This window comes from Bacillus sp. J41TS8 (assembly GCF_018333035.1).
GTDB classification, from domain to species: Bacteria; Bacillota; Bacilli; order Bacillales; family Bacillaceae; genus Bacillus; species Bacillus paralicheniformis.
On the sequence record NZ_BORF01000004.1, the window covers coordinates 292,587 to 304,419 of the forward strand.

Below are 11,833 nucleotides of genomic sequence, written 5' to 3' on the forward strand. Positions count from 1 at the left end.
ATCAACGTGTAACGAATTTTGTTACAAATACTTAAATTATTGGAGGAAGCGATTATGAAAATCGGTATTATCGGTGCAAGCGGTAAAGCGGGCAGCATGATTTTAAAAGAAGCATCAGAAAGAGGACACGAAGTGACGGCAATTGTCAGAAGTGCGTCAAAAGTGGCGAACAGCGGTGCAGCTGTCATTGAAAAAGACATTTTCGACCTGACAGCGGCAGACATCAAAGGACTGGACGTTGTCGTCAATGCGTTCGGCGCGGCCCCAGGGCAGGAGCATCTCCATGTTGAAGCTGGAAGAAAGCTGATCGAACTGTTTAAGCAGGTTCCTGAAACAAGATTAATCGTCGTAGGCGGGGCAGGCAGCCTTTATGTCGATAAAGAAAAAACAACCCAGCTGTACAATACGCCTGAGTTTCCTAAAGAATACTTGCCGACGGCCAAAAACCAGGGGCAGAACCTTCAGGATTTGAAAGAAGCGGGCGAACTGAAATGGACGTTCATCAGCCCGGCGGCATTTTTCAATCCGGAAGGAAAGCGAACAGGTTCATATCAAAAAGGTCAGGAAAACTTGATCGTAAACACCGCCGGAGAAAGCTACATCAGCTATGCAGACTATGCCATTGCAGTGGTGGACGAAGCTGAAAAAGGCGAGCACATCAATGAGCGTTTCACTGTTGTCGGGGAAGCCGAATAATAAAAGCCTGTCTCGGATCAATTCCCGAGACAGGCTTTTGATGATCATTCGTAATAATAAGGGTCATACCCGCTGTATGAATCGGCAAGAACACCTAAAAAGATCAGGAAGAAAAAGACGACGATGCATAAAATGAAGATCACAATATTCGATAGTAAGTAGAAAAATTGCCATTTCATAAACTTCACATAGTTATCAAGCAAGGCTTCATGCGGTTCTTGCGGCATGTCATCACTCATTTTCTGAGCGGCGTTTGCCGATTTAAGAAGGTAGATCCCTGAGAAAATCATCAGCACACCTGGAGCGGCTCCGATGATAAGCAAAGAAATTCCGAAAAAGGCATAGATGCCTCCGGCGATAATTATAAAAACGCCGGTTATTTTCCCCCATTTTGCAATCGCATCAAGCGATTTTTTCATGCTGTCTGTCATTTCCAAAATAAGAAGTCACGCCTTCCCTGTAAATATAGTAATTTCTCTATAGTTATACACTAGGCAAAAAGATATTGAAATGATAAGTATTGATTTTTTATTATATTTTAAAGTGCATATTGGGCAGATGGCCGCTCTGGCTACATGATTCCACAATAAAAGCGACTGTGTTATAGTAAATCGTAAGAAGCATAACAGCTATAAGTGATGTGAAATGCACCTTGCAAACTGGTATTTTGTGCCGGACCAGAACCCCGCAACCAATTTACCATATTGTTCAGGGGCATTTTTATTTTTGTGATATGACTGGTGTTAAGAAAGGCGGTTTTTCTATGAAATCTTCTTATTTCTATCGTCTCTTGCAAATTGATCATATAAAAAAGCCCGGCGATCTTCCGGATGAACAGCAGCTGGCAGACTCTTTCGTTTTAATCTTTCATTTGAAGGGTGAAGGGAGAATCGATATACAGGCATCGGGCAGGCCGCTCCAAAAAGAAACGCTGTATATCGTTCCGCCTTATGAAACATTCGGAATCACAGCTTTGTCAGCTGAAATCAGCGGGTATCTCATCAGGCTGCAGCCCTACTGCTATGATGACCGCCGCCTGACGCTTGAAGCGAACACAGACCCTGACGCTTTTTCCGACCTTCAGATGATGAATGTCCATCCTGTCGGAAATCTGGCCTCCCGTCTTCAGGAACTTTCCGCCTTATGGCCGGCTTCTTCAGCGCTCCAGGAGCTGAAATGCCAAGCAGACCTGCAGCAGCTTCTGTACGATATCTATTCGGCCAAACTGACTCATCCCGAAAACACCGCATCAGCCATAGGAAAAACAAAGGAGTATATTGAAGAGCATTCAGATGCACAACTGACGCTTGATCAACTCGCGCAAATGGCCGGAATCAGCGCGAAGCACTACAGCGAAACGTTCAAAAAGCTGTACGGTCAAAGTGTGACAGAGTTTATCACTGAAACGCGGATGACGAAAGCGAAGCAGCTGATGGCAAAAGCAAGCTACAAGCTGAGGGAAATCTCAAGCCAAATCGGGTATCAGGATGAATTTTATTTCAGCAGGACATTTAAGAAGCATACCGGTTTATCCCCGACCGTTTATATGAAAAAAAGGCGCAGGAAGCTGGCTGCCTACGGCCAGAATACGATCGGACAGCTGATACCGCTTCACCTCATTCCTTACGCTGCTTCCCTGCATCCGAAATGGACATCGTATTACTATAAGCATTACGCGGCAGATATTCCGATCCATCTGAGCGCATACCGCTTTCACGAGCCGTGGGAAGAAAATCTGCGGACATTGTCAGCGGCTGAACCGGAGCTCATTATCAGCATGGACAGCGTGTCTGCTGAGGAACGGGAACAACTCCAGTCGATCGCAGATGTCTTCTTTTTGCCTTCACAGGAACAATGGAGGAGGCATTTTATGCTGACCGCATCCCATTTGGACGAAGAAGCGGAGGCTCACAAATGGCTGCTGTCTTACCAGCGTCTCACCGAGACCGCGAAAGAGACGCTTTATCCGATCTGCGGACGCCGAAGCTTTTTGTTTTTGCGCCTGCATAAACACGAGATTTATCTGGCGCATAACCGCTCTGTTCAAGATGTATTTTTCGGCGACCTTGGCTTTGAATCAGCTGTATCGCTGGAAGAACCGACTGACCGGGCCGTGTCGATTGAAACGATCGCGGCATATCAGCCGGACATCATTATGATTTTCATCTTTAAAGAGCCGGAGACACTGGCATTCTACAGGGAGCTGCAGCAGTCGGCTGCATGGCAGGATTTGAAAGCGGTACGGCATCACCGGGTGTATCAGGTGAATTCAGATCCTTGGCGGGAATATTCCGCATGCAGCCATGAACGAATCATCCGCCAGGCGGTTCGGCTGCTATCCGGAAAAAATCCATTTTAATTGCCGGATATTATCCATGGTGTTATCGAAGAGGCAACCCTATAATTTTAATTGATAATAGTTATCAATTAAATCAGGGGGTCTCAGTCAGATGAGAAAACTATCAATCTTATTATTTATTCTCCTTCTCGCGTTTAGCGCAGCGGGATGCGGGAACAGCAAAGAAAAGGCGAGCGGCGATGACAAGAGCTCAGCGTCAGCTGAGAAAAGCATCGAGTATCTCGATCATACATACAAGGTGAAGATCCCGGCCGAACAAATCGTCATTACGGGAAGCGTGGAATCGATGGAAGATGCCAAGCTTCTGGATGTTCACCCGGCCGGCGCCATTTCCTTCTCCGGAAAGTTCCCGGACCTGTTTAAGAGCATTACTGACAAAGCAGCCGCTGTCGGCGAAAAAATGGAGCCGAACCTGGAGAAAATCCTTGAGCTGAAACCGGATGTCATCCTGGCTTCAACGAAATTTCCCGATAAAGTGGTGAAAAAACTGGATAACATCGCGACGACGATTCCGGTTTCCCACGTTTCTTCAAACTGGAAAGACAATTTAAATCTGCTGGCTGAACTGACAGGCAAAGAAGATAAAGCGAAGCAGATTATTTCGGATTATGAAGCCGACCTTAAGGAAGCTAAAACAAAGCTTGAGAAAACGGCAAAAGATACAAAAGCGCTCGTTGTCAGAATCAGAAAAGGCAATGTCTTTATCTACCCGGAAGACGTATTCTTCAATTCCACATTATACGGTGAGCTTGGCTTCACAGCTCCAAAAGAAGTCAAGGCGGCAAAAGCCCAGGAGTTAGTTTCTTTAGAAAAATTGAGCGAAATGAATCCGGACTATATGTTTGTCCAATTCTCAGACGATGAGAATGCCGACAATCCGAATGCGCTGAAAGATCTAGAGAAAAATCCAATTTGGAAAAGCATTTCTGCAGTGAAAAATGACCGTGTATTTGTCAATGCTGTAGACCCCCTTGCGCAGGGCGGCACGGCATGGAGCAAGGTTGAATTTTTAAAGGCTGCAGCTGAGAAATTGGCGCAGAACAAATAGAAAAGGTTCCTTGAGCTATGCATTCAAAGCAAATGACCCGCATCATTATGATCGCCGCTCCGTTTGCCATACTGCTGTCTGTTTTTCTGTCGGTATGTTACGGTGCAAAACAGCTTGAGCCCGAGGTGATTTTTTCGGCGCTGCTGCATTTTGATCCGGGCAACACAGATCATCAAATCATTTGGCATTCCCGCCTTCCGCGCGCTGCCGGCGCTCTTTTAATCGGAGCGGCGCTGGCGGTGTCCGGTGCGCTTATGCAGGGCATCACCCGAAATTATTTAGCTTCCCCGTCGATTATGGGCGTTTCCGACGGATCGGCATTCGTGATCACGCTGCTGATGGTGTTGATTCCGGGTTCGACCTCCCTGGAGATGATGGGCTATTCGTTTATCGGATCAGCCGTTGGCGCCGGCCTCGTCTTCGGCCTCGCCTCGGTGATTCCAAACGGTTTTATGCCGGTTCAGCTTGCCATCATCGGGACGGTCACAAGCATGCTGCTCAGCAGTCTCTCAGCGGCGATATCGATTTACTTTCAAATTTCCCAGGACGTCAGCTTCTGGTACAGCGCGAGGCTGCATCAATTGAATCCCGAGCTGCTGAAGTATGCCGTGCCGTTTTTTGTGATCGGCATCGTTCTGGCGCTCTCTCTCAGCAAAAAAGTGACAGCTTTATCATTGGGGGATGACATTTCCGAAAGCCTCGGCCAGAAAAAGCAGGCCGTCAAATGGACAGCGATGGCAGCGGTCGTCGTTCTGACTGGCTGCTCCGTCGCCATGGCGGGAAAAATTGCTTTTGTCGGACTGGTCGTGCCGCACATCACGCGTTTTCTCGTCGGATCGGATTACAGTCGGCTGATCCCGTGCTCCTGCGTTCTCGGCGGCGTTTTTTTGACGCTGGCCGATCTTCTCAGCCGGCTGATCAACTATCCGTTTGAGACACCGATTGAAGTCGTTACTTCGGTGATCGGCGTTCCTTTCTTCCTTTATTTGATCAAGAGAAAAGGAGGGGAGCAGCGTGCCTAAAAAGGTTGCAGTCATCTATGCTGTTTTTATTGTGCTGATTCTTGCAATCTGTTATCTCAGCATAACAGTAGGATCGTTTGCCGTACATCCGGCTGAGCTGTTATCAACATTGCTTCACATCAACCCGAATGAGCAATACGCGATTCTCCTGTTTGAGCTGCGCCTTCCAAGGATTGTGACGGCAGCACTCGTGGGTCTTGGGCTCGGCATTGCCGGTTCCGTCATCCAGGCGATGACAAGGAACGGACTGGCTGACCCGGGAATCCTGGGGATTAATGCCGGTGCGGGTGCAGCGATCGTCGGCTACATGCTGATTTTTCAAGGCCAGACTGAAACGACAAGCCTGCTCGCTGCAATGGGGATGCCATTCTTCGGCTTGATCGGGGGCATTTTGGCGGCGATATTCATTTTTATCTTTGCCTGGCATGGCGGCAACTTGGATTCGGGCAGGATTATTCTCGTTGGAATCGCGATTAATTCGGGTTTCAGCGCTATTTCGCTGTACCTGTCATTGAAGATGAATCCGAATGACCACGAAATGGCCATGGTTTGGAAAAACGGAAGCATCTGGTCGGCGAATTGGACGTATATTCAAGCGGCACTGCCGTGGCTGCTGCTTCTCATTCCATTCCTGCTGACAAAGTCCGGCCTGCTCGATACCATTCGCTTTCATGAAGATACGGTGAAGAGTCTCGGTGTATCCGCCAATGTTGAAAAAGTGGTGCTGCTGACGGCTTGTGTCGGCATCATCAGCGCCTGTGTGGCTATCTCCGGGAGCATGGCATTTGTCGGCCTGATTGCTCCGCACATCTCGCGGAGGCTCGTTGGCGTTCTGCACCGCCACTCATTGCTGTTAAGCGGATTGATCGGGATGTTTCTCGTATTGTGGGCCGATTTTGCCGGAAAGCTGCTGTTCCAGCCGTCCGAAGTGCCGGCGGGTATCATCCTCGCCATTTTCGGTGTGCCTTACTTCTTATTTTTACTGTTTAAACAAAAGAAGACGGTTCATTAAACTGTTTTTAGCTCATCAAAGAGGGGAAGGGAGAATCACATGGCTCAAGAAAAACATCAGCAGTCTGTCAATGCTGCTGAATGTATTCCGGTGGCGATACCGGGGACAGAACAGCGGTGCATGCGTTCACCGGATGGGAGCCGCACATACCGGATTTTTATTGCGAAACCATTTGGGGAACCGCCGCCCGCAGGATATCCCGTGATTTATCTGCTTGACGCCAATTCCGTGTTTGGAACAATGGTGGAGGCATTGCGGATGCAGTCGCGTCGTCCCGATAAAACCGGCGTCGTGCCGGCCGTTATCGTCGGCATCGGTTATGAAACCGACGCTCCCTTTGACCGGGGGCGGTATTACGATTTTACTCTGCCGGATTCGGGCGCCGAGCTGCCCAGGAGACCCGATGGAGCAGACTGGCCGGAGCCGGGCGGGGCGAAAGCTTTTCTGTCCTTCATCGAACAGCAGTTAAAGCCGGAGATCGAACAGGAATTCACGATTGATGTGAAAAGGCAGGCGATTTTCGGGCATTCCCTTGGCGGACTTTTTGTTCTGCAGACCCTGTTTACAAAACCGGCCCTGTTTCAGACATATATCGCCGGAAGTCCGTCCATCCATTGGCATCCGTCCTTTTTTGATGAAGAGCATGACTTTATTTCGAAGCTGCAGGAAGCGGATGGCGATGTAAAGGTATTGCTCGGGGCCGGAGAGCTCGAAAAGACGCATAAAAGCGGGATGAACGACAATGCAAAAAGGCTGGCCGCCCGCTTGGCCGCCTTGGAAAAGCAGGGGATCCGCGCGGAGTACCATGAATTTAAAGGGGAAGGTCATATATCGGTTCTCCCTGTGTTAATCAGCAGAGCGCTCCAGTTTGCCTTCAAGCCTGATTGACAGCGGGGCGCTTCCGGCGCCCCGTGCTTTCAGAAAAGATAAGAATGGATAACAGATAATATACCATGAGCATTGATACGGATAAACAATCGAAAACGATTTGACCGTTTGCATTTATTGGTATATTATATTTTTAAACGATAATGATTATCATTATCAATTAAGAGTTTAGCTGGCAGTGACTCTTTAAGATTTGGGAGCTGCCGTTTTAAGAAAGGAAATGATAAGAGTGAAAGGCAAGGTTGCTTTGGTGACTGGGGCTTCGCAAGGAATCGGCAAAGAAGTGGCTCTGTCGCTTGCTGAACGCGGGGTGTTTGTTGCCGCAGCTGATCAAAATCGAAAAGGGCTGCTTGAACTTGAAGCCGAGCTTGAACGAAAAGATCTGCAGGGTTCCGGTTTTGCCGCGGATGTGGGAGACAGTGCCGCCGTCGAACAGCTTGTGGCCCATGTTGAACGCGAGATCGGTCCGATAGACATGCTTGTCAATGTAGCCGGCGTGCTCAGAACGGGTCTGATCCATTCATTGAGTGATGAAGATTGGGAGAAGACGTTCAGCGTCAACTCCACCGGGGTTTTTAACGTATCGCGTGCCGTCGCCCGCCGGATGATGACGCGCAGAACTGGAGCGATCGTGACTGTCGGATCAAATGCGGCGGCAGTGCCGCGGATGCATATGGCCGCCTACGCGGCCTCTAAGGCGGCCGCTTTAATGTTTACGAAATGTCTCGGCCTTGAACTTGCCGAGCACAACATCCGTTGCAATATCGTATCGCCCGGATCAACCGATACGCCGATGCAGCGGTCGCTATGGCAGGGTGAGGAAGCTGCGCAGGGCGTCATTGAAGGATCACTTGAAACATTCAAAACGGGAATCCCGCTCGGAAAATTGGCTTCACCGGCTGATATTGCAGATGCTGTAGTATTTTTGCTGTCTGACGGGGCTCGCCATATTACGATGCACGATTTGCGCGTTGATGGCGGAGCAACGCTTGGAGCCTGATTCAATCTAAAGGAGGTTTTAATGATGATAGAACGTCATGTCGTGTCAGAAGCGCTTGCCGATCAGCTGTTGAAGGAATATCAGGCCGGTGCTTCATTCTTTTTCTCTTCCCCTGAGCGGACCATTCTGGCGGAAGGTGTTTTGGCTTCTGTTTCTCAAACGGAAGAGCAAAGCCTTGCTCAGCGGGCTGCGGAAGTTCTGAAAAAAGCGAGGGAGAACGGGCAGAAAAATCCGATGGTGGTCGGAGCTGTGCCGTTTGACGATGCAAAGCCGGCGCAGTTAACCGTGCCGGTCGAAGCGTGGCAGGCGGGACCGCTGACATGTGAAGAAGACGGTAAAGAGGAGCCTGAACCTGCCCCTTACCCCTATGATATCGAGCAGATTCCAAGCCCGGAAGCGTATATGTCGGGGGTCAGACGAGGATTGGCAGGTATAGCAGCAGGAGAATACAGCAAGATCGTCCTTTCCCGGTCATTGCAGCTGACCTCGCCGATCAAAGTCGATATCGGTCAATTGCTGCGAAATCTTGCCCGCCGCAATATAAGCGGGTACAACTTTGCCGTTGACTTAACCGGACAGTCGCCGGAAGCGCCTCGTACCACTTTGATAGGGGCAAGTCCCGAGCTGCTTGTATCACGGTCAGGTTTCCGTGTTACGGCAAATCCTTTGGCAGGTTCAAGACCTCGAAGCGATGATCCTGAAGAAGATCGAAGAAGGGCGGCTGAACTGCTTGCTTCTCCTAAAGACCGTCACGAACATGCGGTCGTAGTCGAAGCGGTTGCTTCCGCGCTCAGGCCGTTTTGCCGAAAGCTGGAGGTGCCGGAACCGTCGCTCATCAGCACGCCGACGATGTGGCATCTTTCAACTGAATTGAAGGGAGAGCTTACAGATCTTTCTGTATCATCATTAGAGCTCGCCGCCGCCCTTCATCCGACGCCTGCTGTTTGCGGCACGCCGACGAATGCGGCGAAGGAAGCGATTAAACAGATTGAGCCGTTTGACCGCGGATTTTTCACAGGTATGGTCGGCTGGTGTGACGCGGACGGTGACGGTGAATGGGTCGTAACGATTCGCTGTGCTGAGGCGGAGGAACACGCGCTGCGGCTGTACGCAGGCGCCGGAATTGTCGCCGGATCGAAGCCTGAAGAAGAACTTGCCGAAACGTCTGCAAAGTTTCGGACAATGCTTCTTGCGATGGGAATGAACAGTGAATAACGGAGGGATAAAGGATGTTGAAAGGGTGCCCAACATGGCCGAAGGAGTTTGCGGATAAATATCGGAAGGAGGGATGCTGGCGAGGCGAAACATTTGGAGGAATGCTGAGGGAACGGGCCGAAAAACACGGCAGCCGCATTGCCCTTACATACGGAGATACCCATTTAAGCTATCGAGAGTTAGACAAGAGAGCCGACTCTTTGGCTGGCGGTCTTTTAAAGCTTGGAATCAAAAAAAATGACCGCGTCGTTGTCCAGCTGCCGAATGTCATCGAGTTTTTTGAAGTTTGCTTTGCGCTCTTCCGAATCGGAGCTCTGCCTGTCTTTGCGCTTCCATCGCACAGACATAGCGAGATCACTTATTTTTGCGAGTTTTCTGAAGCTGCTGCTTATGTGATTCCCGATCATCACGCAAAGTTTGACTACCGCAGGCTGGCGAGACAGGTAAAGGGAAAGCTGCGGGGGCTTCGTCATGTCATTGTCGCCGGCGAATCGGAGGAGTTTCAAGCGCTGTCGGGCCTTTATGATCAGCCTGCCCCTCCGCAGAACGTCCATTCAGAAGATGTCGCTTTTCTTCAGTTGTCAGGGGGAAGCACAGGTCTGTCCAAGCTGATCCCGAGGACGCATGATGATTATATATACAGCTTGAGGGTCAGCGCAGAGGTTTGCAGGCTTGATCATGACAGCGTGTATCTTGCCGCTCTCCCAATCGCTCACAATTATCCGCTCAGTTCGCCGGGAGTGCTCGGTACACTCTATGCGGGAGGCCGAGTCGTTCTGGCGTCAGGAGGCAGCCCGGATGAAACCTTTCCTCTGATCGAAAAGGAGAGGGTAACGATCACAGGTCTCGTACCGCCGCTTGCGCTAATCTGGCTTGACGCTGCTCCGGCGCGCCGGGACGACTTGTCAAGCCTCCAGGTCCTTCAAGTCGGCGGGGCGAAATTCAGTGCCGAAGCCGCCAGACGCGTCACATCGGTGTTTGGCTGCAAACTGCAGCAGGTTTATGGCATGGCGGAAGGTCTGGTCAACTATACCAGACTTGATGATCCGGAAGACACGATCGTTCACACACAAGGCAGACCGATGTCTCCGTTTGACGAGATTAAAATTGTGGATCAAGAAGGACGCGAACTTGGACCCGGACAGACCGGGGAGCTTCTGACCAGAGGTCCTTATACGATCCGCGGCTATTACAAAGCCGAGGAGCACAATGCCAAAGCGTTCACTGAAGACGGGTTTTACCGTACGGGCGACTTGGTCAAAGTCAATTCATCAGGTTATTTGATTGTTGAAGGACGAGCCAAAGACCAGATCAACAGAGGCGGGGAGAAGGTTGCCGCGGAAGAAGTGGAAAACCACCTGCTCGCACATCCCGACGTGCTTGATGCGGCGGTTGTCTCGATGCCGGATCAATTTCTCGGCGAAAGAACGTGTGCATATGTTATCCCCCGCGGCGCTGCACCTACTCAGGCTGAATTGCAATCGTTTTTGAGAGAAAGGGGCCTTGCAGCCTACAAAATACCCGACCGGGTGGAAATGGTTGAAGCATTCCCGCAGACAGGCGTAGGAAAAGTCAGCAAAAAAGAACTGCGTACAGCGATTGCTGAAAAAATGTCCGCAGCTAAGAATATCACGAGATAAAAAAATGAGAGGATGTGATTTGATGGCCATTCCTGCCATCTTACCGTACCGAATGCCAGAAGCATCAAATATGCCGAAAAACAAGGTGTCATGGACTCCTCATCCGAAGCGCGCTGCACTTCTCATCCATGATATGCAGCAATATTTTCTCAACGCTTACCGTTGCGGCGAGTCTCCGGTAACAGATCTGCTGGCTAATATTAAGAAGCTTCGGAAGCGATGTGCCGAGCTTGGCATCCCGGTTATTTTCACGGCTCAGCCAGGCGCTCAAACACCGGAAGAACGGGGGCTTCTCCAAGACTTTTGGGGAGCCGGAATCGGTCCTGATCCCGATGAGCAGAAGATCGTAGATGAGCTGAAACCGAATGAAGGCGACATCGTTCTGACCAAGTGGAGGTACAATGCGTTTAGAAAAACCAACCTTTTAGGTGTGCTGGAGGAGCAAGGTCGGGATCAGCTCATCATCACCGGCATCTATGCCCATATCGGCTGCCTGATGACGGCATGTGATGCGTTTATGCAAGATATTGAAACGTTTTTTGTCGCCGATGCGGTGGCGGATTTCTCATTAAAGCATCATGAAATGGCCATCACATACGCAGCTGACCGCTGCAGCGTCACAATCACTGCGGAACAGCTTTTGAGCCAGCTGAAAGATGACGAAAGCCATGAACACGCAAAAGAAAGCTCTCATGCACTAACAAAACAGATCATTCGCGAACAGGTCGCATCACTTCTTCTTGAATCACCTGAAAAGATAAGCGACAGCGAAAATTTGATTTACAGGGGACTTGATTCCGTGAGAATCATGAGTCTCGCGGAGCGCTGGCGCCGAGCGGGGCGGGAGGTGTCATTTGTGGAGCTTGCGGAGGACCCTTCGATTGAAAACTGGTGGAGACTGTTGTCCTCCTCTAAAGTAGCACCCTTGCCAAATGCAGACTATCAATGAAGGA

At 50.1% G+C, this 11,833-nt stretch carries 11 protein-coding genes; 10 read left to right on the forward strand and 1 reads right to left on the reverse strand.

The window, feature by feature from the left end:
- The first annotated feature begins 54 nt into the window (after nucleotides 1-54).
- Entirely contained in the window at nucleotides 55-696 is a 642-nt protein-coding gene (locus KI350_RS08430; protein WP_065644482.1) for an NAD(P)-dependent oxidoreductase, read from the forward strand.
- 44 nt (nucleotides 697-740) lie between these two features.
- Here the strand turns inward: KI350_RS08430 and KI350_RS08435 are convergent, their stop codons facing one another.
- On the reverse strand, nucleotides 741-1,127 hold the full coding sequence (locus KI350_RS08435) for a DUF5362 family protein (protein WP_223254824.1): 387 nt from the start codon (nucleotides 1,125-1,127) through the stop codon (nucleotides 741-743).
- Between the two features lie 332 nt (nucleotides 1,128-1,459).
- On the opposite strand from KI350_RS08435, the gene btr reads away from it, so the two are divergent.
- The 9 genes from btr (at nucleotide 1,460) to KI350_RS08480 (ending at nucleotide 11,829) form a co-directional block, all read left to right on the forward strand.
- Complete coding sequence (gene btr, locus KI350_RS08440) at nucleotides 1,460-3,055, forward strand: bacillibactin transport transcriptional regulator Btr (RefSeq protein ID WP_065644484.1); 1,596 nt, start codon at nucleotides 1,460-1,462, stop codon at nucleotides 3,053-3,055.
- Nucleotides 3,056-3,146: 91 nt separating this feature from the next.
- Nucleotides 3,147-4,103, forward strand: a complete 957-nt coding sequence (locus KI350_RS08445; RefSeq protein WP_065644485.1) for an iron-hydroxamate ABC transporter substrate-binding protein — start codon at nucleotides 3,147-3,149, stop codon at nucleotides 4,101-4,103.
- A gap of 17 nt (nucleotides 4,104-4,120) precedes the next feature.
- Nucleotides 4,121-5,125, forward strand: coding sequence for a FecCD family ABC transporter permease (locus tag KI350_RS08450; RefSeq protein WP_065644486.1), 1,005 nt, complete (start codon nucleotides 4,121-4,123; stop codon nucleotides 5,123-5,125).
- Nucleotides 5,118-6,137 (forward strand): FecCD family ABC transporter permease, encoded by a 1,020-nt coding sequence (locus tag KI350_RS08455; RefSeq protein WP_065644487.1) that lies wholly within the window; start codon nucleotides 5,118-5,120, stop codon nucleotides 6,135-6,137. Before KI350_RS08450 ends, KI350_RS08455 begins: the two co-directional genes overlap by 8 nt.
- A 39-nt stretch (nucleotides 6,138-6,176) precedes the next feature.
- Nucleotides 6,177-7,025, forward strand: a complete 849-nt coding sequence (locus KI350_RS08460) for an alpha/beta hydrolase (RefSeq protein ID WP_065644488.1) — start codon at nucleotides 6,177-6,179, stop codon at nucleotides 7,023-7,025.
- Between the two features lie 220 nt (nucleotides 7,026-7,245).
- The gene (locus tag KI350_RS08465; protein WP_065644518.1) at nucleotides 7,246-8,025 is read left to right on the forward strand and encodes a 2,3-dihydro-2,3-dihydroxybenzoate dehydrogenase; all 780 of its coding nucleotides are present in this window, start codon (nucleotides 7,246-7,248) and stop codon (nucleotides 8,023-8,025) included.
- 24 nt (nucleotides 8,026-8,049) lie between these two features.
- Entirely contained in the window at nucleotides 8,050-9,240 is a 1,191-nt protein-coding gene (dhbC, locus tag KI350_RS08470) for an isochorismate synthase DhbC (RefSeq protein ID WP_223254819.1), read from the forward strand.
- Nucleotides 9,241-9,254: 14 nt separating this feature from the next.
- Complete coding sequence (locus KI350_RS08475) at nucleotides 9,255-10,880, forward strand: (2,3-dihydroxybenzoyl)adenylate synthase (protein WP_065644490.1); 1,626 nt, start codon at nucleotides 9,255-9,257, stop codon at nucleotides 10,878-10,880.
- Between the two features lie 22 nt (nucleotides 10,881-10,902).
- Nucleotides 10,903-11,829 (forward strand): isochorismatase family protein, encoded by a 927-nt coding sequence (locus tag KI350_RS08480; RefSeq protein ID WP_065644491.1) that lies wholly within the window; start codon nucleotides 10,903-10,905, stop codon nucleotides 11,827-11,829.
- The last annotated feature ends 4 nt before the right edge of the window (nucleotides 11,830-11,833 follow it).